We start from the raw sequence: 23406 nt of genomic DNA on the forward strand, positions 1-23406 counted from the left end.
CCTGCCTGCGTTCCGCCCTGTTCCGCCATAGTCAGCCGGGGCGGCGGTTTGCCCCTGAGGGGCCTTATGAAAAACAACGACGGCCGAGACCCGCCCAGTCCCGCCTTCGCTACGCCTTGGGTGAACGCAAACTTCACGAGCGGTTGTCTTCCAGCCTCAAAATTCCATCAAGTTGAGGAATTGGCTATGCCGGCGCTGCTAGCTTGATGCAATGTCACGGGGAAGTCACGGTTCGGCGCCGGTTAAGCACGCAGAAAAAGCCCGCATCGAGTGGATCGACGCGGCACGCGGGCTTTGCGTCGCAGCGGTGGTCCTTTTCCACGTAGGGCTGTGGCATTTCCTGAAGTTTGAGCACGACAGCAGTGTGGCCTTCACGTTCTGGGACGCGGTGGCAACAGGACTTGGATCCGTGCGGATGCCGCTCCTTCTTGCGGTTTCCGGGATCCTTGCCGCTTCCAAGGTCCGCCACGGGTTCGGCAACGGAAAGGCGTGGAGCTCCAGCCTGAGCAACTACTACCTGTACGCTGTCTGGCTGCTTGTCTATGCGCTTCTCAGCATCGTCCTGGCAGGTTCCCCGCGGCCCCAGCGGGTGGTATCCGTCGGTGACTTCTTCCTGCAGCTGATAGCTCCGGATACTCCGCTGTGGTTTATTTTCGCCTTGGCCGTCTACGTACCACTGCTGACCTTCTGCCGGAAGCTCCCGCCGTCGGTGGTTCTGGCCGCCCTTGCCGTCCTGAGCGTCCTCACTGCCCTGGTTATGGACAGCACCGCGGGGCAGTGGGGCAAGGTGCCGGAGCTGGCCGTTTTCTTCGCGGCAGGTGTGTACGGGAAGAAGCTCTTCCTGCACATTGCCGAGGCGCGCAGGGTGCTCTGCTTCGCTGTGGCGGCCCCAGTCTTCGTCGCCCTGATGGCGCTGCCGGAGATACATCCCGGCATCGACCAGGCCGTCTATATCCTGCAGGGATTGGCGGCGGCCGCGGCACTTGTGGCCTTCATCAGTGCCGTCACCAGGTACCGGCCCATTGCCGCGGCAGGGTCGTGGGTGGGCCGCCGGACCCTTGGCATTTACCTCCTGCACACGCCGATCATGGACTTCCTGGTCCTGGCTTTCCATGGGCCCTTGTCACCGGTTGCGCCGGCCATCTCAAGCTCTGTGCCCATCGCCCTGCTGTACCCCCTGGTGCTGACGTGCGGAGTCATCGCAGCCTGCGTAGGCTGCGAATACCTCCTCAGGAAGTGCGGGCTCGCCTTCCTCTTCCAGCGTCCCGGCGCGGCCCCGGGCGGGGTCTCCACCCGTGCGCGCCTGCTGACCAGGCTCTAGGATCGGTACCATGACTGATTCCCCTGCAGGGTCCCAAACGGACATCCTGCCCGCCGATGAGTGCTGGAAGTATCTTCGGTCCTCCTACATCGGCAGGCTGGCGGTCATCAACGGCGACATTCCGGAGATCTTTCCCGTGAATTTCTCCGTGATCGGGGAAACTTTGATATTCCGAACCGCGCCGGGCACCAAGCTTCGCGCACTGCTCAGCGGTGCGGTTGCCGCCTTCGAGGTGGACGGGCTTAATCCCTATGCCACGGAAGTCTGGAGCGTGGTTGCGAAGGGCAGGCCCGAACCCTTTGACGAGACCCGGATGTCCCTGCCGGACGGTGACGCAGACCGCGAACCGTGGCAGCCCGGTATCAAGGACCACCTGGTGGCCCTCACGCCGACGGACCTCACCGGGCGCAGGTTCGCGGTCAGATCGCGCACCCGGTGGTGGCCGCCGGTGGATTTTTCCGCCGACTGGCTATAGGGATTGACCTTCGTCGCCGGCCTGCTTTGTCACTCACGCTTCGGTTTTACTGGGCGCTTCAGGGTTGGAGGACCACCTTGAGTGCCTTGGTCTCGGCGGCGCGTGAGAAGGTGTCGTAGGCGTCGAGGAACTGATCGAAGCCAAAATGGTGTGTGGCGAACTTTTCCGCCCGGATTTTTCCCTGTGACACCAGCTTGAGCAGCATGGGCGTGGTGTTGGTATTCACCAGTCCCATGCTGATGTTGATGTTCCGGATCCAAAGATCCTCGAGGTGCAGTTCCACCAGTTTTCCGTGCACTCCTACGTTGGCCACCGAACCGCCCGGCCGGACAATGTCGGTGCACATCGCAAACGTTGCCGGTACGCCCACCGCTTCGATGGCCACGTCGACGCCGTGTCCGCCTGTGAGGGCCAGGACCTGTTCCTTCCAGTCAGCGCTGCCGGAGAGGACCGTGTCCGTGGCCCCGAACTCCTTCGCCTTGTGGAGGCGGTTGGCGTCCAAGTCGATGGCCACCACAGTGGCGGCGCCATAAAGCCCTGCCGTGGTGATAGCCGCCAGACCCACCGGCCCTGCACCCACCACCGCCACGCTGTCGCCGGGCTTGACCCTGCCGTACTGGACCCCGATTTCGAATCCGGTGGGAAGGATGTCCGAGAGCATGACAGCCTGTTCATCGCTCACGCCCGCAGGCAACAGGTGCAGAGAGTTGTCAGCGTAGGGCACGCGGACGTATTCGGCCTGGGTGCCGTCGATCAGGTGGCCGAAGATCCATCCGGTGCCCTGCTGGCCTTCTGCTCCAAGGCAGTGTGAGTACAGGCCCGACTTGCAGTTGGCGCAGTGTCCGCAGGATTTGATGCAGGAGATGATGACGCGGTCGTTCACCTTGAGGCCGGCCACAGAGGGTCCGGTCTCCACGACCGTGCCCACTCCCTCGTGCCCCAATATCCGCCCTTGCTGTACGGCGGGCACGTCACCTTTGAGGATGTGGAGGTCGGTACCGCAGATGGTGGTGGTATCGACTTTGACGATTGCGTCGCCGGGTTGCTGGATGCGTGGGTCGGGGACGTCGGTCCAGGACTTCTCGCCGGGTCCGCCGTAGACGAGGGCTTTCATGGGCTTCTCCTTAGTGTGAGGGCCGGCGCAGCGCCGAGAGGGCAAGCGCCTGCAGGAACTCCGCCCCGTTTGGCGCTGCCCCGAACAGGGGCGTAACCAGCCCCCCGCCGCAGGTTCACCAGCATGGCCACCTTTCGCAGGGAAGATCCGGTTCCCGCGTTGCCTCCCCAGCGTCCCATCGGCCCTCCCGGCCTCCAAGGGCCTTAGGTCCTTCCCTTCAGGCCGGGCCTTTGTGCCCTTTTCGGAGGCAGGAGGGTTGCCTACGCTGTGGCGTATGACTGACAACACGAACGTACCGGCGCCGGAAATCCTTGACGCGGAGGAATGCTGGGCACTCCTCTCCCAGACCGGGGTGGGACGGCTGGCCGTCATCGCCGACGGCCATCCCGACGTCTTCCCCGTCAACTACAAGGTGGACGGCCAATCGCTGGTTTTCCGCACGGGCAGCGGCACCAAGCAGCAGGCGATCCAATCGAATGCCGTTGTTGCACTGGAAGCCGATGCGGTCAGCTCACAGTTCGGCCTTGCCTGGAGCGTTGTCATCAAGGGCAAGGCACAGGAGACGACGCCCACAGGCCCTGACCTGGATGACATCCGCCGTGCCCTGTTTCCGTGGCAGGGCGTCGGGCAGGAGCACTTCATCCGCATCACGCCGGAGTCCATCACGGGGAGGCGCTTTACCGTAAGCGCGCCGCTGCTTTGGCAGACCCCGCTGGATGACGCAACCCGGGCGGGCTTCGAATAAACGGCCGGGGGGCGGAGGCACCGGGGCAGGAGGCGCTGTGCGCGCATGGTGGGTGAACGAGCCCGGGCCCATATCCACCCATCCCCTGGTGCTGGGACACAGGGCCACCCCCAGGCCGGCCGCCCGCGAACTCCTGGTGGAAGTTACCGTCTGCGGCCTCTGCCGCACAGACCTCCATCTCGCTGAAGGAGACCTGGCACCGCAGCATCCGCACGTGGTGCCCGGCCACGAAGCAGTCGGCGTCGTCGTTGAAACAGGGACGGACTGCTCCCGCTTCAGGCCAGGAGACAGGGTTGGGGTGGCCTGGCTCGGCGGGACCTGCGGCAAGTGTCCCTACTGCAGCCGAGGTGAGGAGAATCTCTGCACGTCACCGGTCTTCACCGGTTGGGACCGGGACGGCGGCTACGCGGAGCACCTCACGGTGGCGGAGGACTTCGCCTATCCTCTGCCTGCCTCGTTCACCGACGAACAGGCTGCACCCTTGCTGTGTTCCGGAATCATTGGGTACCGCGCCCTGAAACGCGCCGCGCTGCCGGTCGGCGGACGCCTGGGCATCTACGGGTTTGGCAGTTCAGCCCATATCACGGCCCAGTTGGCGCTCAAACAGGGCGCCTCCGTGTTCGTGATGACGCGTTCGGCGAGCGCGCGGTCACTGGCACTGGAGTTGGGAGCGGAGTATGCCGGCGACGCGTACGCCGAACCGCCGGTACCTCTCGATTCCGCCATCCTGTTTGCCCCGGCAGGCGACCTGGTTCCCGTCGCGCTGCGTGCCTTGGACCGTGGCGGGACGCTGGCCATTGCCGGGATCCACCTTAGCGACATCCCGGCCCTGAATTACGCCAGGGAACTCTTTTTCGAACGGCAAGTGCGGAGCGTGACTGCCAACACCAGGAAGGACGGGCATGAGTTCCTGACCCTCGCAGCCCGGCTTTCGCTGGCCCTCACCACCACGGTCTACCCGTTTGACGCCGCGGACAAAGCTCTGGAAGACCTGGCAGCGGACAGGGTTACCGGATCGGCGGTCCTGCGGGTCCGATCGGAACATGATGCCCGATAGTTTTGCAGGGCGCTCAAACCAAGGAATCCGCGCACCCGGGAAGGCCCGCCCAGGAACCCGCGCGCTTCCCGTCACTGGGGCACTTCAGCCGAACAGGACGGCGGCTTCCTGGTAGCGCGCCTCCGGCACCACTTTCAGTTCCCCCAGCGCCTCCTCCAGCCCGACATTCACGATGTCCGTGCCACGCAGCGACACCATAGTTCCCCATCTCCCCGCCGCTGCGGATTCGACGGCGGCCAGGCCCAGGCGGGTGGCAAGGACACGGTCGAAGGCCGTGGGTTCGCCGCCGCGCTGGATGTGGCCCAGGACCGTGGCCCGGGTTTCGATGCCGGTCCTGATCTGAAGTTCACCTTCAAGCAGCAGTCCAATGCCGCCCAGGCGTGGCCTGCCAAAAGTATCCAGGCCGCGGGGGGCGTAAGGCGCCGCGTGCCCCTCGGGTGCGAAGGCTTCGGCCACCACCACAAGGGGCGCCCTGCCGCGGTCACGGGCGGACAGCACCCACGAACAGACCTGGTCCAGGGATACGGGATGTTCCGGTATCAGGATGGCGTGCGCGCCAGAAGCCATCCCGGAATGCAGCGCTATCCATCCGGCGTTGCGGCCCATCACTTCGGCAACCATACAGCGGTGATGGGATTCTCCCGTGGTCCGCAGGCGGTCTATTGCTTCCGTAGCAGTTTGGACTGCGGTGTCAAAGCCAAAGGTGTAATCCGTGGCGCCGAGGTCGTTGTCGATGGTCTTGGGCACCCCCACCACATTGATGCCTTGGGCGCACAGTTCCCGGGCAGCCGCCAGCGTCCCCTCTCCCCGATGGCGATCAGGCCTTCCAGTCCGTTGCGCCGAAAACAGGCCCGTACCCCGTCGATTCCCTTGCCCACCAGCGGGTTGGTCCGGGACGTTCCCAGGATGGTCCCGCCCAGGCGTGAGATCCCACGGACGCCCGTCCGGGGCAAGGGAACGGCGTCCTGTTCCAGGACACCCCGCCACCCGTCCCTGAATCCAACGAATTCGTACCCGTGGGCGACATCCCCACCCAGTACCGCTCCCCGGATGACGGCGTTGACCCCCGGGCAGTCACCACCACTGGTGAGGATCCCCAGCCGCTTCACGACGCCGCCAATCCAGGGGCCCGGGCAGGCATCGGAAAGTGCCGGGTCCGGCCGGGAGGCAAGACAACATCGGTGCCGTACACATGCACTTTGATGGGGCCGGCGTCGCCGGGGGCGGAGGCAATGCTCATCCGGCCGTCCTTGAGGTGCACCCGAAGCCGGTGGCCTCTGTACAGGACCTCAAAGGCCACCGCGCGAAGACCCGTGGGCAGGTTGGGCGCGAACACAATAGTCTCCCCGCTGAACCGCAGGCCCGCGAAGCTGCGCTGGACCACGTCGATCGTGCCGCCCATTGCACCCAAATGGATCCCCGCGCGCGTGGTGCCGTGCTGGGTGTCGTCCAGATCGGCGTCGAGCGCTTCCCGGAAGCTGTCCCAGGCCCTGTCCGCGTCCAGGCCTGCCAGGACAGATGCGTGCGCAACCCTGCTCAGCGTGGATCCGTGGGCAGTCCTGGCCAGATAGTACTCGATGGTCCGGTTGAGTTGTTCCTGGGAAAATCCGTAATGCAGCCGCTGGAGGATGGTGACCAGTCCTTCGTGGCCCAGCAGGTAGGGCAGCATGAGGACATCCGCCTGTTTTGCCAGTTTGTAGCAGTTGGTCGCATCGTTTTCGGCTTCCAGGATCAGGTCCAGGCGTTCAATGTCGCCGTACTCGTCCCGGTAATGTTCCCAATCAAGCTCCTTCAAGTCCCCGTAGCCCTCGAACTGGCTGATGACGCCGTCACTGTGAAAGGGGACGTACATCGCGCTTGCCATGTGCGCCCACCCGGCTGTTTCCTCATCGGTGACACCCAGGCGTTCCATGAGTCCGGCACGCTCGCTGCCATGGAGGAAGGACGTGATGCCCACCGCCTGGGAGCAGACCCACGCCGCCATAACGTTGGTGTAGGCATTATCGTCCAGGCCTGGTTTGTCCCGGCCAGGGTAGCCTGTGTGGTATTCGTCCGGTCCCACCACGCCACACAGGTGGTACCGGCCGCCCTGCTCGTCGTAGCAGGCCAGGGAACGGAAGAACCTGGCAACCTCGATGACCAACTCAGCCCCTTTTTGCAGGAGCCAAATCTTGTTGCCGGTGGCCTGGAAGTACTGCCAGGCGTTGAAGGCAACGGCCAGGCCAGAGTGGACCTGCAGATGGGAGTGGTCTTTCACCCACCTTCCGGATCTTTCGTTGAACAACCATTTCGGGGTCTCCTCGGTCCCGTCACTGCCGCTCTGCCATGGGAACTTGGCCCCCGCCAGCCCGGCCACCACTGCAGCGTGCCGGGCAGCGGGAAGCCGCCGCCACCGGTAATCGAGCACGGAGCGGGCAATGTCGGGCGTCCTTGAGGTGAGTACCGGCAGGACGAACAGCTCATCCCAAAAGACGTGGCCGCGGTAGCCTTCGCCGTGCAGGCCGCGTGCGGTGACGCCGGCATCGAGTTCGGCCGTATGGTGCGTCAATGTCTGCAGCAGGTGGAAGATGTGCAGGTTGAGAACCAGTTGCACCTGGACCGGGGCGTCTATGTCCACCAGGAATGGCCGGAGTTCGCGCCGCCAGGCCTCCTCATGCGCCGCCAGCAACGCATCATAGTCTCCGCCCATGCGCTCCAGCACGGCCCTGGCCCCCGTCTCCGGGGAGGAGATGGCGCGGTCCCGGGAGGTCACCACTGCCACTGTCTTGGTGATCCGTGCCGCCTTGCCCGCCTCAAGGGGAAGCAGGAGGATGTGGAAGTGGTACGCCCCTTTGCTGCCCTCCTCGATTCCGGCCGCCTCCTGGGACACGATTGTTCGGTGGGCTGCGGCGATGCGGATCAGGCTTTGGGTCGTTTCCACTTCCACGACGGAGGTGGTGGCGGGTGGCACCTCCGGGCCGGAGCCACGCGGCGCAGTCCTGTCGGCGAGATGGACGTCGGAGCCCATGGCGCGTTCAGGCAGGTTGGCATTACGCACTGCGGCGTTGATGCCGCTACGGACCTCCAGGTCACCGGTCCAGCCCAGCGCGGTGATCACCGTTTCGAGGACCAGCAGGTGGGGTTCGGCCATGGATACAAAGCGGGTTTGCACCACTTCCAGCCGCCGGTGGTCCGCACCCTCCAACAGCAGCCTGCGCTCAAGCAGCGCTTTCTTAAGGTCCAGGACACGGCGCTCCCGGACTGCGGTCATCCCTCCCTCTGACCACCACGGTTGGCCGGGCAGGCGCAGATCAAGCGGCAGGCAGTCGGGTGCGTTGACCATGTGTTCTTCCAGCAGCGTCTCACCGGCTGCCTTGGCCAGGACCCTGTTGTACACGCCCGCAAGGTACATTCCGGCGTAGCTGAAGGGGCCGCCCTCTGGTGCCGCACCCCGCACGCCCATGTAGCCGTTGCCCAGGGTGGTCAGGGCTTCCCGGTGTCCCTCATGCGCCGCGTCGAACCCTTCGTAGACGAGGTGCCATGCGTTGCCGATGACTTGCCCCAGGTCCAGCTCTCTCACGTCGTTGAGGACGATTCCGGCTCCGGCTGCTTCGAGCTGGCGGCGGTTGCCCGTGCGGTCGATTCCCACCACAAGGCCGAACCCGCCCCGCCGGCCGGCTTCAACCCCCGCCGCCGAATCCTCCACCACCACGGCGTGTGCCGGGGCCACCCCGAGTCGAGATGCGGCCGCGAGAAACACGTCCGGTGCAGGCTTTCCGCGCAGGCCCAGCCCGGCCGCCGTCGTTCCATCCATCACTACGTGGAACAGATCGTGGATGCCTGCCGTTTGCAGGACCAATGCGGCGTTGCGGCTTGAGGTGACCACGGCGGTTGGAACCGCCGCGCCCGCAAGCCGTTGCAGCAGTTCGAGCGTCCCGGGATAGCTCTGGACGCCGTCGTCCCGGAGGTGCTGCAGGAAGTATTCGTTCTTCCACGCGCCCAAGCCGAATCCGGTCCAGGCTCCGGCCTCGTCGGTCTCTTTTCCCTTTTCGACCCGCACTCCGCGGGCGGCCAGGAACCTCACCACCCCTTCCTCACGCGGCATCCCGTCAAGGAAGGTGAGATAGTCCGCCCTGCTGAGGGTGGCACGGTTGGCGCCCGCCGGAACCCGTGGATCGTGCAGGATCCGGTCAAACGCATCCTTCCACGCAGCCTGGTGGACCAGCGCCGTGTTGGTGACCACACCATCGAGGTCGAAAATGACGGCGTCGAATGGTGGCTTGGCGGCAGCGGCGGTGGGCGACCCGATCATAGGACAGTGGTACCAGCAAGCCTGCGTTACGGAAAGGGCCGATGGGCCCGGCGCCGGCTACGCAGTGCCTCGGCTTGCGGCGTGTCCCACATGGTTCCACCACGTCAGCGGCGACGTGATGGTGAAGCGCCTGCCGCTGACGGAGGTGGGGACAATTCGGACGAAGTGATCCTTTTCGCCCGCCTGCCAGGGAAAGAGGGTCAGTCCGGCCCCGGAGAGGAGTTCCTCCGAAGGATCCAGGATGACGGCCCTGCCTTTGACCAGTACGCTCCACGCCCGGGACGTGTCATGGCCGTCGGCTTCGAGCGCGACGGCGAGTGGTCCCCCGGCTGCACGCAGCTTGGTTCCTTCCCCGGTGCGAAAAAGAACAGACTGTTGGTCCACCTTGAAGTTGACCGGAAAGACTTCCGGATACCCGTCCACCAGTACCGCCAAGTGGCCGACGGACACTCCCCGGAGGAGGTCCCAGCATGTTCCGGCATCCAGGACTTCGGTGGGCGTTTGCGGCGCGTCATTGTGCATGATCCGAAAATAGCGGCGCTCCGGCCCGAATGCTAGAGCATTTCGTCCCAGCCGAGGAGCCGCGTTTCCGTGCACACTCCCGGCACGCGATCACCGGTGCAGGGCAAAGAAAAAGCACCCCGGTCCGAAGTCCGGGGTGCTTTCGAGCGTCGGGCGATCCGTAGAGGATGGCCCGAACCGTGGGGTGGAGATGGGGGGAATTGAACCCCCGTCCGATGTCGTGTTGTCAGGGCTTCTCCGGGCGCAGTTTGCGTCGGATTTTCTCGGCCCCAGCCATGCTGCAAACAGCTGGCTGATCCGGGCCCAGTCATCTAAAAGTCCCGTTTACTCCGATGACGGGAGCAAACAGCAGTGGCTATCTAAATGACGCCAGGATCCGGGGCGATAGCAACCCCGGGCTGACGGACTGTCTTACTGCTTAGGCAGCGAGAGCGAAGTCAGTGCGCTTAGATTCGGCACTTATTGGTTTGCAGAAAGCGTTTACGAGATAATTCTGCATCCTCGGCCCGCTTCACCTGTCGCGACTAACACCGTCGAAACCGATCATCCCCGTATTTTGTTACCAAACCGGCTGGCAAGCCTGCCGGACTATCCATACTAACGCATGCCCCGGCGAAATAATTCCTACCGGCGCCGGTTGCGTTCGCGCATCTCGCGCTGAGCCTCGCGGTTGTCCTGCTGCTCCCGCAGTGTCTGCCGCTTGTCGTACTCGCGTTTACCGCGGGCAACAGCGATTTCCACCTTGGCGCGGCCGTCCACGAAGTAGAGCTGCAGCGGCACGATGGTGTAGCCGGCTTCCTGAACCTTGCGGGAGATCTTGATGAGCTCCTCGCGGTGCAGCAGCAGCTTGCGGCGCCGGCGGGCAGCATGATTGGTCCAGCTGCCCTGGTTGTACTCGGGAATGTGGACGGCTTCCATCCACAGTTCGTCGTTGTAAAACGTGCAGAATCCGTCCACCATCGAGGCGTGGCCCTCGCGCAGGGACTTCACCTCGGTACCCATCAGCGCGATGCCGGCCTCGTAAGTGTCCAGCACGTGGTAGTCGTGCCGGGCCTTGCGGTTGGTGGCCACCACCTTACGGCCACTTTCTTTAGGCACGGAAAAACTCCTCAAGTTCAGGTTGGCAGCTCCCCGCCTGGCGGCGCGGAGCTATCCCAGTCTACGGCAGCGCTGTTCTGCCCTACAGCAGGCCCATAGGGTCTACGGCCTTGCCGTTGAGCCAGGTTTCGAAGTGGGCGTGGCAGCCGGTGGAGTTGCCGGTGCTGCCGGAGTAGGCAATGAGCTGGCCCTGGGAAACGTGCTGCCCGTTCGAGACGACGATGCTGGAGTTGTGGTAGTAGATGGTGGTCAGGGTGTTCCCCTGCACCAGGCCATGATCGATCTTGACGCGCCACCCGCCGCCATCGGCGGAGTTCCAGCCGGAGCTGAAGACCTCCCCCGCCGCGGCCGCATATACGGGGGTGCCGCAGGCGGCACCGAAGTCGATTCCGGTGTGCATGTAGCCGCCGGTGCCGTAGAAGTCGATCGTTCCCGGCGGGGTGGTGCGGTAACCAAAGCCCGAGGTGATGGGGATGCTGCCGTCGAAGGGGTGGCGAAGGCCAAAGGCCGACGGCGACCCTACCGCCGGCGGTACGTACGGCTGGACGGGCGGGGCCGGGCGGTTCGCTGCCGCGGCCGCAGCGGCAGCGGCAGCGGCAGCCGCAGCCGCAGCCTCTGCCTGCCGGCGCTGCTCCGCTTCCCACGCCTCCCGGGCTTTGCGGTCGCGTTCTGCGATCTCGTTGGCCACTTGGTTCTGGTTGGCCTGGACACCGGCCAGTTGGGCCTGGATTCCCGGCTTGGCGGCCTGGAGCTCAGCGTCAAGGCGCGTGGTGTCTGCGATCAGTTGGTCCACTTGGGCCTTCTTGGCCGCTGCTTCGTCGCGCGCGGCCTTTTCCCGTTCCAGCGCGGCGTCGGCTTTGGCCTTGAGGTCCTTGATCTCCGCTTCCACGGCCTGGAGGCGGGCTTCGGAGTTGACGTTGGTGGCGTTCTGCTGGTTGAGCTTGTCCATGGCTGCGTTCTGGCTGCGCATGGCCTGGTCCGCCAGGTCCATGGTTTCAGTCAGGCTGCTGCCGCTGTTGGAACCGAAGAACAGTGACAGGTTGGAGGGAACGCCGCCGGATTTGTAGGCCTGCGTGGCGATCTGGCCGATCAGTTTCTTGGTGTCGGCGATCTTCTGTTTGTCCGTTTCCAGCTGCTGGGTAATCTTGGCCTTGTTCTGCTGGGCCATGTCCACACGCGCGGCCAGTGCCTCAGACTCCTTGACCGCGCTGGCCACGCGGCCCTGCGCGTCGAGCAGCGCCTGCTGGGCACCCGGCAACTGGCCCTGGTAGATCACCAGGTCGCCGGCGGCCTTGGCAATCCGGGAATCGACAAATTCGAGGGAAGCCTGCACGCGTGCGGCTTCTGCTTCGAGCGCGGCTTTGCGGTCCTCGAGGTCGTCGGCGAAGGCGACGGGCGTGGCAACGGCCATGCCGGCGGAGAGCATGACGGTGAGCACGCCGCTGACGATCCCCAAGCGGCGCGTAGCGGCCCGCCCCCGGCTGTGCCGTGGACGGGGCAAGGTTTGATCAGTTACGTTCATGGGCATTCCTTGGTCGGTGTGCACAGCCTAAACGCGCAAATATCTACGTAAGGTCAAGAGAGACGAAATTCCTGCCAAGGATCCGCCAAGGACCAGCAGCGCCGGAGCGAGGATCAGCGTCTGGCCGGAGGAGATGAAGGCCGTATCGGGGTACTGGCGCGACATGTAGTCGCCCAGGAAGAACCGCGCCACCGCCCAGAGCGTGGCCGACGCAAGGGCGGCGCCGATGACTGCTGCGATGACGCCTTCCAGGATGAACGGCAGCTGGATCACGGTTTTGGAGGCCCCGACGAGCCGCATAATTCCGGTTTCCCGGCGCCGGCTGAACGCGGAGAGCCTGATGGTGGTGGCGATCAGCAGGATGGCGCAGACGATCATGACGCCTGCGATGCCCACGGCCACCAGGGAGGCCCCGTTCATCACCGAGAACAGGCGTTCAAGCAGTTGGCGCTGGTCAATCACCGTTTCAACGCCAGGCTGGGACGAGAACGTCTCACTGATGATCTGGTATTTTTCCGGGTCCTTCATGTTGATCCGGAACGATGCCGGCAGCTGGTCCGGCGTCACAGAATCGACGATGGGCGAATTGGAGAACTGGTCCTTGAAGTGCTTGTACGCCTCATCCTTGGACTCGAACTGGAAGTCGTTGATGTACTGCGCCACGGCCGGGGACTCCAGGAGTGCGTTGAGGCCCTGTTGCTGCTCGGGGGTGACCGGCCCGGACGCGCAACCGGGCGCCGTCGAACCTTCGCTGCACAGGAAGATGGCTACCTGGACTTTGTCGTACCAGTAGCCTTTCATCTGGTTGATCTGCATCTGCAGCATGCCTGCAGCGCCCACGAAGGTGAGGGAAACGAACGTCACCAGGATGACCGAGACCACCATGGAAAGGTTGCGGCGCAGGCCGCTGCCGATCTCGGACAGAATAAACGCGAGCCTCATCGCTGGGCCTCGCCTTCGTCGCTCTTGCCCGGCAGGGCGCCGTCGGGCGTCTCCCTGCCGCTGGCGTCCTTCAGGCGCCGGGACTGGCCGACGACGGGAATCATCGAGGTGTACAGGGCCTTGGCTTCGTCGCGGATCACCACGCCGTTCTTGAGCTCGACCACCCGCTTGCGCATCTCGTTGACGATGTCGTCGTCGTGCGTGGCCATCACCACGGTGGTTCCGTTCTGGTTGATCTTGTCCAGCACACCCATGATGCCCATGGAGGTGGTGGGGTCCAGGTTTCCGGTAGGTTCGTCGGCGAGGAGGATCCCGGGGCGGTTGACCACGGCGCGGGCGATGGCGACGCGCTGCTGCTCGCCGCCGGAGAGCTCGTGCGGCATGCGGTGTTCCTTGCCCTCAAGTCCTACCGTTTTGAGGACCTCGGGGACCGTATCGCGGATGACGCTGCGGCTCTTGCCGATGACCTGCATGGCGAAGGCAACGTTGGCGAACACGTTCTTTTGGGGCAGGAGGCGGAAGTCCTGGAAGACCACGCCGATGCCCCGGCGAAGGCGCGGAACGCGCCAGCTGGAAATCCTGGCTACGTTCTGGCCGGCGACATAGACGGCGCCGGAGGTGGCGCGGTCTTCCTTGAGCACGAGCCGGAGGAAGGTGGACTTTCCGGAGCCGGACGCACCGACGAGGAAGGCGAATTCGCCGCGATCAATCTCAAGGGTGACGGAGTCCAGCGCCGGTCGGGCTTTCTGGTCGTAAACCTTGGTGACATTTTCGAATCGGATCATGGCCCTAAGTACCCTGCAGGGCATGGCTGATTCTTCTGATGCAGCCCAGTTCTGCAGCCGGTGCACGGGTCTTCGTTTGGGGGAAAGTAGGGCCCCGGCCCCTTGACTATACGCAAAACGTCCGGTGGTTGGCCGGGCTTGTGGGGCGTGTCGCCGGATCAGCGCTCCCCCCGCCTTGGAGCCGAGGCTACTTTTCGGCGTTCCGGTTGTCAGTACGCCAGCGGATGCCCGCGTCGATAAAGTCGTCTATTTCGCCGTCGAACACTGCGGCGGTGTTGCCCACCTCGTGCTCGGTGCGCAGGTCTTTCACCATTTGGTACGGGTTCAGCACGTAGGAGCGCATCTGGTCGCCCCAGGACGCCTTGACGTCCCCCGCCAGCGCCTTCTTTTCCGCATCCTCCTGCTCCTTTTTCAAGAGCAGGAGGCGGGACTGCAGCACGCGCATGGCAGCTGCACGGTTCTGCAGCTGCGACTTTTCGTTCTGCATGGACACCACGGTGCCCGTGGGGATATGGGTAAGCCGGACAGCGGAGTCGGTGGTGTTCACCGACTGGCCGCCGGGCCCGGACGAACGGAACACATCCACCCTGATTTCGTTGTCGGGGATGTCGATCGAGTCGGTCTGTTCGATCAGCGGGATGACTTCAACAGCAGCGAAGGAGGTCTGCCGGCGGCCCTGGTTATCAAACGGGCTGATCCTGACAAGGCGGTGCGTCCCGGCTTCCACACTGAGGGTCCCGTACGCGTAGGGCGCCTTCACCTCGAAGGTGGCGGACTTGAGCCCGGCCTCCTCCGCATAGGAGGTATCCATGACAGTAGTGGGATAGCCATGCCGTTCCGCCCACCGGAGGTACATGCGCATGAGCATCTCCGCGAAGTCTGCGGCATCCACGCCGCCCGCGCCCGCGCGGATGGAAACCACGGCTTCGCGCTCGTCGTACTCGCCCGAGAGCAGCGTCACGACTTCCAGGTCCTTGAGGGCTTTCTTGATGGACTCAAGTTCGGCCGCGGCCTCCCCCATCGAGTCGGCGTCGTCCTCATCCTGTCCGAGTTCAACCAGGACCTCCAGATCATCGATCCGGGCGGCAAGATTGGTGAGGCGTTCCAGTTCCGACTGCCGGTGGGAGAGCCGCGAGGTGATTTTCTGCGCGGCCGCGGGGTCGTCCCAAAGGTCCGGCTCCCCTGCCCGCTCGCTGAGTTCGGCGATGTCTTCCTTGAGTGCCTCCACGTCGGTAACGCGTTCAATGGACTCGTAGGTGGCGCGGAGCGCGCGGATTTCAGCGGAAAAATCAATATTGGCCATGGTGGTTTAAGCCTACGCTATCGGGGCATACCGCCCGGCTCGGCGCGTGAGCTGCTTCTATGCCCGTTGTCGTGACGGTTGGCCGGACAAAGCTTCACCGGGTCGTTCTTAGCGGGTAAGGCGTGAACGCGCGGTGGAGGTCGCCTCGATGCGGATGCCGTCAGGAACCAGGAAATTCACTACGGGCGGGTGCACGGCGGCAGTGAGCACCACGACGGCGGTGGAACCGTCCGGTGTGCCCGTTGCCCCGGCGACGGCAAGGCCGGAAAAGCGCTGGGAGGCGGGGCTCCTGGCGACGAAATCTGCGGCCACATTTCGGACCCGGGCCGAATTGAGGATAGCGGACGGGCTTCCGCCATCTGCTGAGACTTCGCCCAGTGTATAGCTGTCGGCCGCCGCCAGCGAGGCCCCGTCGGCCAAGGACAGGAGGCGCTTGTGCTCCAGGGACACCCCCGTTATGCCGATGACCACCGTAGCTACCAAGAGCGCCAGGAGCACATAGCCGAGGATCATCACCATCAGCTGTCCGCTTTCGTCCGCTTCCCCGCGGGTCACCGGTACCGACCTACGAGCTGGGTGGAAGACGCTTCCACCTCTGTTGCGGACAACCCTTCGGCAAACGGCATGAACGGCAAGGGCACATTCAGGCTGACAGTCACTGTTACCGCAGTACCCGCCGCCTGGCAGTCTGCGGGATTGCAGGCGGTGGTCACGGTGGCGCGGTCCGGTTGGTGCCCGAAGTCGGAAAGGGCAAGGGCCACCGCCTGCTCTGCGGCGGCCTGCGCCGTCGAGGAATCGGGCTGCGCGACAAAAACCTTCGCAGCCTGGTCCGCGGCGCCCACCACCGCAAAAGAGCCTCCCTGGATCTGGCCAACCGTAATCACGAAGTACACGAGCGGGACCATCAACAGGAGTGCAAGGAAGGTGAACTCGACTACCGCGCTTCCGTGTTCATGCGGGCGGCCCGTTTGTCGGGCACCGTGGGCCCGTAGGGAAAGTTTGGATACGGCGCCCTGCCCAGGCCCTTGAAAGGCGCAACCCGTCTCGTATTCTGCCCGTCTCTGCAGGCACAGCGCTATTGCCAACCGCGCCCAAAAGCGCAGGTGGACGTTGGAACAGGACCGGACTGTGGCCCCGCGCGATGATGTGGAACAGGACGCATCAGGGCTGAATGGCCGCATGCCCTTTCACCTCCAGCATGTCCCGCGGTCCGATCAGACCGATAACGGGCATTGGAGACCGGACCGTCACCTCCAGTGTGCGCATCCCTTGCACGTTTACTTCCCGGGTATTGATCTGCTCCGCGAAGCCTTGGTTCAACGCCATGCTTATGAGGCTGCGGGTTCGCTCCTCCGCGTCGGAAGCGGTGCGGTCAGCAAGGGTTCCATACCGCGCCCCCGATGCAGCCGCGTCAATGAGGGTATTCCTGACGTGCAATACCAGCGTCAGTTGGATGATCGCCAGGAAGAACATTGTCAGCAGCGCGCCGACCAGGACAAAGTCCACAACGGCCGAACCCCGCTCACCGTGCCGGGACAACTCAGGCTGCACAGCCGGCCCGGGAGCGGACGCCCTCATGGTTCAGTTCCCCACCTTGTCCATTGCCTGGTTGAACATCGCCTCCAGCGCGGGGCCTGCGAGCGCCAGCAGGGCTGCGACCAGGACGGCGGACATCAGGGTTATCATCACCCAGCCCGGAACGTCACCGCGTTCAGGATCATCGCCTGGGTTCGTCGCGGTCAAGTCGCCGTTATCCTGTTCATCGCGGCATTGTCCACCCCCAAGACGGCCCGGCCGGGCCGTCCGTTTCACCTCTAACTGGAGCAAGGCCGCAAGGCCAAGAAGCAGCATCACGAAGCGGGTTCCCATGGTTTTCATCTTGCGTCCTATTCCTGTTTCCTAGAGGGGACATGCAGTTGTTGCTGGAGGGCGGTATCGCGTTTGGCGACCATCAGAAGCCCAGGTTGATGGCGGCGATGCCGGGAAATACCGCGAAGACGACGGTTAGGGGAAGCACCCCGAAAACCAGGGGCACCATCATCGCGATCTCCTTTTTCCCGGCAGCTTCCATAAGGTCGCGCTTCGCTGAATCGCGTACGTCCTGCGCCTGCGCGCGAAGCACGTCCGCCAACGGCGTTCCTCTTTCCACCGCCACAATGATCCCGTCGACGAACCTGACCAGCGGTGCAAGGTCCGTTCGTGCAGAAAACTCCTGGAGGGCCGCCACCAAGGGCTTGCCGGCTCTTGTCTCCGCGAGGATCTTTGAAAACTCCTTGGACAGTTCACCCTTCGCACTCCTGCACACACGGTCCAGACCGCCCGTGGCGCTCTCACCGGCGCCAACGGCCAGGGCCATCAATTCGGCAAGACTGGGAAACTCCGCCATTATCCGTGTTTCCCGCCGGCGAACCTGGGCGCCAAGCCAGTAGTCCCGCAGCACGAAACCTGCTGCAGCACTGCCGATGATCACCGCCGCCGCAAAAAACGGATTGAACCTGCCGGCTGATGCTCCGATCAGGACGACGATCAGTGAGACGACAAAACCGGCCGCAGCCCACAGCAATTGCTCTGCGCGGAAATCAAGGGGAGATTTGTTGATTCCCGCTTGGGCGAGTCGCCTACCGGTGGCCCCGGGCGAAGGGTTGAGCTTTCCCAAGGTGGTGAGCCAGTCCCGGAAGACCGGCCGGAGAATCCGTTCAAGCGGGCCGAACGGAGTGAGGTTCTGCTCCCCGGCGCGCAGGAGCCGCGACTCCAGGTTCTGGGACTTCAGCTGCGGCTCGATCCGTTCAGACAACGTTATGGGGCGCATGGGAGGAGACCGGAAGATAACCAGCCATAATCCGAGGCCCAAGGCAATCCCACAGATTACGGCGGCAGGGGAAACAGTCATCAACGCAGCACCCTTTCGTCCTGCGGCAGTGCCCCGATTTTCAACATCACTGTGTAGCAAACCAGGGAAACCACCAGCCCACCGAGCAGCACGGCGGCGCCCGCGGGCGTGTTGTAGGCCTGAATTGCTTCCGGTCTGGTGGCCAGCAGAATCATGACAATCCAGGGGGCAGCAACGGCGAGCCGGGCCGCATTAATGGTCCAGGACTGGCGTGCCTCAAGTTCACTGCGGGTGCGGGCATTTTCGCGCAGGAATTCTGCCAAGGTCCCCAGAAGCTTTCCCAGGTCTGCCCCGCCCACTTCCCGTGTCAGCCGGAGTGCTTCGATGATGCGGTCAGCCACGGGATCGGCAAGCCGCTGTTTCAGCTTGTTGAGAGAACCGTCGAATTGGCCACCGGCCCGGTAGTCAGCCCCGAACTCCCGGAAGATTGGCCGCAGGTCCTCGGGCCCTTTGTCACCAAGCTGGATAAGGGCTTCAGGCAAGGGCAGGCCTGCGCGGATTGCGGAGCGAAGGTGATCAACAACGTCTGGCCAGAGTTGACGCAGCATAGCCGTCCTCTTTTTAGCCCTCCACCGGAGGAGGGTGACTGGCAGCCAGCCGCCGAAAAGGGCGAAGCAACAGGCGATAGGCCAGGAGCGGCTGAGACCATAGAAGACCAGGGCCACGAATACCCCGAGCCCGAGGCAAGTCCCAACGAAACCGCGGGGTGAGACTTTATCTACTCCGGCGCCCGCGAGCAGGTCTGCGAGCCGGCCCGGCTTCCGCTCCCGCTTTCCATGGTCCGGCGTATCCCAGCAGGACCACCAAATCAGGAAGAAGCCAACCCCTGCCGCGGTTCCCACCATCGCCGCGATCATCGCGGATCCAGCAGCGCGGCGACGTCGTACCCTGCCTTCGAAAACTTCTCCGCTGCGGGCATGGCGTTGGCACGCGGCTGCAGGACTCCGTTTTCCAGGGCAAAGACCAGAGACGATTCGATAATTCCGTTTTCAACGCGGCGTCCCAATGACAGGACTTGGGTTACCTGCCGCCGCCCGTCGGCGTGCCGGCTGCAATGCACCACGAGGTCTATGCAAGACGCAACAGTGGGGACGACGAAAGCGCTGGAAATGTTCTCTCCGGCAAGCAACGGGAGCGTGCAGATTTTGGTTACTGCATCGTGTGCCGAATTGGCGTGGACGGTACACATGCCAGGAAGCCCCGGTTTACTTGAAACGCAACTCACTCGCGCACCCCCTTCCTTTGCCTCAGGCAACACGGTCTTGACATGAAGCTGGTGGCAGCCCGCTTAGACGTAGCATTTCCTTTTGTTGCCTGGGGATCCGCCCCAATGGAATCGAGCGCAAGGAATGGCAAGCATGAGTGACTCCCCAGCCCCCACCAGCGACCCGGGCGAGGCTCGCTTTCAGTGGAAGACTCTCGCCCTATGGGCCGTCACCTTCGCACTCGTCTCTCTGACAGCGCTTGCGATAGTCGCCACAATCACACAGGCGGACACTCTGTCAGTCGTCGCGCTAGCTCTCGCCGTCCTGGCCTTTGTTGTGCAGATCATCGTGTTCATCGTCCAAGGCAACGCCGCCTCTCAGCAGGCGGCGGACGCGGCGGCGCTCAACGCTCAGACGCTCAGGGCATTGGCCACCATCGAGGCAAAGTCTGAGGGTACTCGTGAAACGGTGAATAAGATGAACGACCGCCTATTCGAGTTCGCGTTTACTAAGGCAAGCCTCGAGGCCGAGTCCTCGAGCACCCCTCAGCCAGCCCTCAAGGTACTAGCGATGGCGAAGGGAATTATCGAAGACAAGAGCACTGACGGAACGCCTCCTTCAACGACAACAGGGAACGCAAACGTCTCGCCGTCTCCCTTGACCCCATCGAATGAGCCGCCCGCTAAGCCGCTCATCGACAGGCCGCTAACTCAAGCCGAGGTCGAAGAGGTCGAGCGCTTGGTGGAGTCACTTGACCTTGGGCCAACCAGGTCAAACCTCCTTCCCATCATGGGCCTGTACCGACTCGGACAGGACTTGTTGTCTGCCGAACAAGCAGGCCGAGCGGGGCAAGCAGGCATGGGTGCGATAAACGGTGATGCCGTTCTGCACAAAGCGGGACTAGTCCGGCGGAAACGCGTCAGCTGGAGCAGCCAGCCGAAATACGTCCTGACGGACAAGGGCCGGCTGGTAGCCAAATCACTCCTAATCACCCCCGCCCCGTCAAGTGAAAAGATCGTTTCGTGGCGACGCTTTGCGGAAGACCTAGAGGCGGACGTAATCCGACGCCGAGAAAGGTATCGCAGGGCTGAAGAAGGAATCCCTATAGACGATTGATCTTCGTTCGGCCAGGTCAACAAAGGGTTTGGACAAACAGTGGGAGTTGTCGCTTGAGGCGCAACTCGACCCGGTGGTTGACCCAGGTTCTGTGTAGTCCTGAGTCCATCCCGCCAGTCGCATTGCTAAGGAAGTGCTTCGATGGATGTGAACAATAGGGAGTGGGCCCTAGCGTTCTGGGGGGCTGCTGCCTTGGCGGCAGTCATCCTAATTCCCGCTGCCCGTAGGCTTGCTGCGCCAGTGCTGGAGGCACTTCGCACCCGCTACATACTGGTGCCCTTTGCGGTTATGGTTCTGTACGTCGCTGCCCTCGTAACGTTCGCCTGGCAGGCACAGCTTTGGAATCTCAAGCTCGCGACGCCGACGATTGTTTGGTTCGCAACCGTAGCCGTGGTGTCGTTTTTCCAGCTGAACCGGGCCATGAAAGAAAGGCGCTACTTCCGGAAGGTCTTGCTGGAGGCCGTCAGCCTTCCTCCGACTGTTCAGTTCCTTGTGGATTTGTACCCATTCTCCCTACCGGTTGAGATCGTCCTTCAGGGCGCTCTCCTGGTTCTTGGAGTGTTACTTGGCTTTGCTGTGGCAATGCCTGAATACCGCAGCGTCAGGCGCGTCCTTGAGTTCGTCGTCTACGGAACCGGATTGGTGGTCGCAGCCAACAGTGTCATTCAGATAGTGACCAACTGGTCACGCATCGACTTCGCAGGCGAAGGAGCTAAGTTCGCTGTCCCCATCGTCATGACGCTCCTGTTCGTGCCATTTCTGTATGGACTCACTTTGTACGCCTCATACCAGGCGGCTGCAAAGCACATGCAGCGGGTAAGACCACCAGGAACTTCCCTCAAGTGGCCGATGATCGCCCTTGTTACGAAGACACGGTTCAGCGTGCGACGAATCGCAGAGGTAACGCCCCGCACCCGGATGCTCATGGCCGAAACTTCGTCTTGGCGCGCAGCATCGGAAGCATTTGACGAGGGCAGGGCTTTAGAGAGTGCCCGCCAGCAGGAGTTGAGGGACAAGCAGCAGCGACTCATCGACAATGCTGGTCTACCAGGCGCTGGCCCGGACGGCCAACGCCTGGATCAGAGGGAGTTCGAGGGCACCAAAGAAGCTCTGCGCTACCTTCACATGTGCCAGGCGGGTCACTACCGTAGCGGGGGGCGGTACAGGATAGACCTTCTCGACATCATAGGATCAGACACCTTTGCCCAGAAAGGGCTGCCCGAAGGGGCGCTGCTAACCATGAAGGTTTCAGATGATGGGCAACAATGGTGGGCCTGGCGACAAACGATAACGGGATGGGTATTCGGCATTGGAGCCATGGAGGCTCCAAATGATCGTTGGGAGTATGACGGCCCAGACATACCTTCTGGTGGCCCAGGAAGTGACCAGGGGTGGAGGCACTTTATGGTGCCTGCCGAACCTCACCAGCACTGGTAGAACTCGATGGCCGAGCTTTCTGGATAAGGTTAAATGCTGGCAAGGCCACGTGCGCCCTGACTACCTGGCCGCTCCGCTTAGGCTCCGCGCCCTACTCCTGAAAGATCCTCTGTGAACCCAACCGACCAGGCAACCCTGGAGACACTTAATGCCTTGGCCCAAAGCGACGGCATAGCAATCTCAGCCAGGAGGCTGGCTGAGCACATCGGCCGGAGCAGAGAAACAGCAGCAAGGTCTCTGGGGAGACTTGTCCGAAGCGGACATATCGAAGTTGTGAGGTCCTCACGAGGCATACAGAGTGCCCGCTATCGCGTGCTCCAACCCCGACAAGAACCTATACAAAACCCTGACAACAATAGGAGCCCCGAACCAGGCTTTGAGGGCGTTCGCGACGTGTTCAGGAGCCAGGATTTGTATGGCGCTGGGCGCTTGTATGAGCAAGCCCCCAAAGGTACCGCCCTGACGGTGGGCGAGATTATGGAACTGGGTGTAACCCGCTCTCGCGGTGGAGTGGTTGGCCAGTTGATGAAGTTGGAGTCCCTCCCCATTCCCCTGGTCTCGAGCCAGCCCGATCCTTCCCACCGCCAGCGGAAGCTATGGGTGTTCGACGAACTCACACCTGAGGTGGAAGCAGTGATCCTTGATCACTTGAGCGGCCTGGAAGGACGCTTCCGACCACGACAACGACGTGTGCAGGAGATGCAACACCTTAGTGAGCAGGAGATGAACCGTGAGCGGTTGGGCATGGAGCCGTACGAGGTCATTGCCAACCGTGACATACTCCCCCACGTCCTCGAACACCCCATCACGGGTTGCTTGTTCTTCTTCGATTCGGACGAATACCGCGTCGATTATGGCAGGTTGCATCCGTGGTACACGGGGATCGCCGCACATCGTGTCGTTTGGATTGCCAAGCGTGGCCCTGTCCCAGCAGGCCACGACCTCCACCACGATTGCTGGGTGCCGCCCTGCGTCAACGTTGACCACCTCCTTATGGTTACCGAAGCTGAACACCGAAGAATCCACGCTGAAGAAACGCCGGATCACCTACTGAGGCGATAAGCGGTATCCCGTACAGACGGAGGGGGGCTATGGACACCGGGGCTCGCGCTCCCGCTGATCGCAGCCTCCCGACGGCACGACAGCCCTGATTAGCTGTCGCTCGTCCTGGGATACAGCCGGGCCCCAATGAGCCTTCAAATCCCGGACCCGTCACTCCCCAACATGTACGCGACCTGAGACGCTGAGACGACCGGGGAGAGGTCGAGATCGCTTTGGGGGTCACCCCCCCGGGGGGTGTGTCTACTTCACTTTGTTGGTTGGGTCGTCCTTGCTGCGGAGCAGTACCACCAGTACCACCAAACAGAAAAACTGGTACCCGTTCATCTCGGGGAGCGTTGCAAGGGCGGCGAGAGCGGCCACCGTTTCGGCAAGGTCTTTCTTTATCACTACTGGTTCCACTGCTTTCGGTTGACGTGACAGGACGGCCGGGCCAGGCTCATGCCCGGCCGCTCACCCTTCTCTATGCGTCCAGGCCCCCGACGGGCGCCTCAGGGCGGGCCCGCCAGTGGATGGGCTGGTCA

Annotated in this window: 22 protein-coding genes, 1 other RNA gene and 2 pseudogenes; 7 read left to right on the forward strand and 18 right to left on the reverse strand. The window is 63.2% G+C overall.

Annotation, left to right across the window (positions count from 1 at the left end):
• Positions 1-211: 211 nt before the first annotated feature.
• Positions 212-1321, forward strand: a complete 1110-nt coding sequence (locus ACIGJD_RS12675; protein WP_483686485.1) for an acyltransferase family protein — start codon at positions 212-214, stop codon at positions 1319-1321.
• A 10-nt stretch (positions 1322-1331) separates the two neighbouring features.
• Positions 1332-1796 (forward strand): pyridoxamine 5'-phosphate oxidase family protein, encoded by a 465-nt coding sequence (locus tag ACIGJD_RS12680; RefSeq protein ID WP_483686486.1) that lies wholly within the window; start codon positions 1332-1334, stop codon positions 1794-1796.
• A gap of 58 nt (positions 1797-1854) precedes the next feature.
• Here the strand turns inward: ACIGJD_RS12680 and ACIGJD_RS12685 are convergent, their stop codons facing one another.
• Complete coding sequence (locus ACIGJD_RS12685; protein ID WP_483686487.1) at positions 1855-2910, reverse strand: zinc-dependent alcohol dehydrogenase family protein; 1056 nt, start codon at positions 2908-2910, stop codon at positions 1855-1857.
• A 274-nt stretch (positions 2911-3184) separates the two neighbouring features.
• Between ACIGJD_RS12685 and ACIGJD_RS12690 the strand changes: the two genes are divergently transcribed.
• Complete coding sequence (locus tag ACIGJD_RS12690; protein ID WP_483686488.1) at positions 3185-3655, forward strand: pyridoxamine 5'-phosphate oxidase family protein; 471 nt, start codon at positions 3185-3187, stop codon at positions 3653-3655.
• Positions 3656-3692: 37 nt separating this feature from the next.
• Complete coding sequence (locus tag ACIGJD_RS12695) at positions 3693-4712, forward strand: zinc-dependent alcohol dehydrogenase family protein (protein WP_483686489.1); 1020 nt, start codon at positions 3693-3695, stop codon at positions 4710-4712.
• An 84-nt stretch (positions 4713-4796) separates the two neighbouring features.
• On the opposite strand, the pseudogene ACIGJD_RS12700 reads toward ACIGJD_RS12695, so the two are convergent.
• The 16 genes and pseudogenes from ACIGJD_RS12700 to ACIGJD_RS12775 all read right to left on the reverse strand — a co-directional run.
• Positions 4797-5821 (reverse strand): annotated as a pseudogene (locus tag ACIGJD_RS12700) (ATP-dependent 6-phosphofructokinase).
• Entirely contained in the window at positions 5818-9003 is a 3186-nt protein-coding gene (locus ACIGJD_RS12705) for an HAD-IA family hydrolase (protein WP_483686490.1), read from the reverse strand. Before ACIGJD_RS12705 ends, ACIGJD_RS12700 begins: the two are co-directional and overlap by 4 nt.
• 57 nt (positions 9004-9060) lie before the next feature.
• Positions 9061-9525, reverse strand: a complete 465-nt coding sequence (locus tag ACIGJD_RS12710; protein WP_483686491.1) for a pyridoxamine 5'-phosphate oxidase family protein — start codon at positions 9523-9525, stop codon at positions 9061-9063.
• A 182-nt stretch (positions 9526-9707) separates the two neighbouring features.
• Positions 9708-10076, reverse strand: a transfer-messenger RNA (tmRNA) gene (gene ssrA, locus ACIGJD_RS12715).
• Positions 10077-10149: 73 nt separating this feature from the next.
• Complete coding sequence (gene smpB, locus ACIGJD_RS12720) at positions 10150-10623, reverse strand: SsrA-binding protein SmpB (protein ID WP_483686492.1); 474 nt, start codon at positions 10621-10623, stop codon at positions 10150-10152.
• An 82-nt stretch (positions 10624-10705) separates the two neighbouring features.
• On the reverse strand, positions 10706-12145 hold the full coding sequence (locus tag ACIGJD_RS12725; RefSeq protein ID WP_483686493.1) for a peptidoglycan DD-metalloendopeptidase family protein: 1440 nt from the start codon (positions 12143-12145) through the stop codon (positions 10706-10708).
• Between the two features lie 27 nt (positions 12146-12172).
• Positions 12173-13087 (reverse strand): permease-like cell division protein FtsX, encoded by a 915-nt coding sequence (gene ftsX, locus ACIGJD_RS12730; RefSeq protein ID WP_142133320.1) that lies wholly within the window; start codon positions 13085-13087, stop codon positions 12173-12175.
• Complete coding sequence (ftsE, locus tag ACIGJD_RS12735; protein ID WP_483686494.1) at positions 13084-13872, reverse strand: cell division ATP-binding protein FtsE; 789 nt, start codon at positions 13870-13872, stop codon at positions 13084-13086. The genes ftsX and ftsE overlap by 4 nt, the downstream gene beginning before the upstream one ends.
• A gap of 187 nt (positions 13873-14059) precedes the next feature.
• Positions 14060-15175, reverse strand: coding sequence for a peptide chain release factor 2 (gene prfB / locus ACIGJD_RS12740; protein WP_142133318.1), 1116 nt, complete (start codon positions 15173-15175; stop codon positions 14060-14062).
• Positions 15176-15283: 108 nt separating this feature from the next.
• The gene (locus tag ACIGJD_RS12745; RefSeq protein WP_483686495.1) at positions 15284-15730 is read right to left on the reverse strand and encodes a pilus assembly protein TadG-related protein; all 447 of its coding nucleotides are present in this window, start codon (positions 15728-15730) and stop codon (positions 15284-15286) included.
• A complete protein-coding gene (locus tag ACIGJD_RS12750; protein ID WP_483686496.1) occupies positions 15727-16080 on the reverse strand; it encodes a hypothetical protein in 354 nt (117 codons plus the stop codon). Before ACIGJD_RS12750 ends, ACIGJD_RS12745 begins: the two co-directional genes overlap by 4 nt.
• A gap of 256 nt (positions 16081-16336) precedes the next feature.
• Positions 16337-16753 (reverse strand): TadE family protein, encoded by a 417-nt coding sequence (locus tag ACIGJD_RS12755; RefSeq protein WP_483686497.1) that lies wholly within the window; start codon positions 16751-16753, stop codon positions 16337-16339.
• Between the two features lie 3 nt (positions 16754-16756).
• A complete protein-coding gene (locus ACIGJD_RS12760) occupies positions 16757-17053 on the reverse strand; it encodes a hypothetical protein (protein WP_483686498.1) in 297 nt (98 codons plus the stop codon).
• Between the two features lie 73 nt (positions 17054-17126).
• Positions 17127-18065, reverse strand: coding sequence for a type II secretion system F family protein (locus tag ACIGJD_RS12765; RefSeq protein WP_483686499.1), 939 nt, complete (start codon positions 18063-18065; stop codon positions 17127-17129).
• A complete protein-coding gene (locus ACIGJD_RS12770; RefSeq protein WP_483686500.1) occupies positions 18065-18922 on the reverse strand; it encodes a type II secretion system F family protein in 858 nt (285 codons plus the stop codon). The genes ACIGJD_RS12765 and ACIGJD_RS12770 overlap by 1 nt, the downstream gene beginning before the upstream one ends.
• A pseudogene (locus tag ACIGJD_RS12775) lies at positions 18919-19269 on the reverse strand (CpaF family protein); the annotation flags it as partial. The pseudogene ACIGJD_RS12775 and the gene ACIGJD_RS12770, both read right to left, overlap by 4 nt.
• Before the next feature lie 154 nt (positions 19270-19423).
• On the opposite strand from ACIGJD_RS12775, the gene ACIGJD_RS12780 reads away from it, so the two are divergent.
• The 3 genes from ACIGJD_RS12780 (at position 19424) to ACIGJD_RS12790 (ending at position 22885) form a co-directional block, all read left to right on the forward strand.
• Positions 19424-20386 (forward strand): hypothetical protein, encoded by a 963-nt coding sequence (locus ACIGJD_RS12780; protein ID WP_483686501.1) that lies wholly within the window; start codon positions 19424-19426, stop codon positions 20384-20386.
• Between the two features lie 141 nt (positions 20387-20527).
• Positions 20528-21823, forward strand: coding sequence for a hypothetical protein (locus ACIGJD_RS12785; protein WP_483686502.1), 1296 nt, complete (start codon positions 20528-20530; stop codon positions 21821-21823).
• A gap of 429 nt (positions 21824-22252) precedes the next feature.
• Complete coding sequence (locus ACIGJD_RS12790; protein ID WP_483686503.1) at positions 22253-22885, forward strand: HNH endonuclease signature motif containing protein; 633 nt, start codon at positions 22253-22255, stop codon at positions 22883-22885.
• Positions 22886-23125: 240 nt separating this feature from the next.
• Here ACIGJD_RS12790 and ACIGJD_RS12795 read toward each other — a convergent pair whose 3' ends face one another.
• Positions 23126-23272 carry a hypothetical protein gene (locus tag ACIGJD_RS12795; RefSeq protein WP_483686504.1) on the reverse strand — a complete coding sequence of 49 codons (147 nt, stop codon included), beginning with the start codon at positions 23270-23272 and terminating at the stop codon, positions 23126-23128.
• Positions 23273-23406 lie beyond the last annotated feature (134 nt).

Source organism: Arthrobacter sp. E1SS-5 (genome assembly GCF_057073715.1).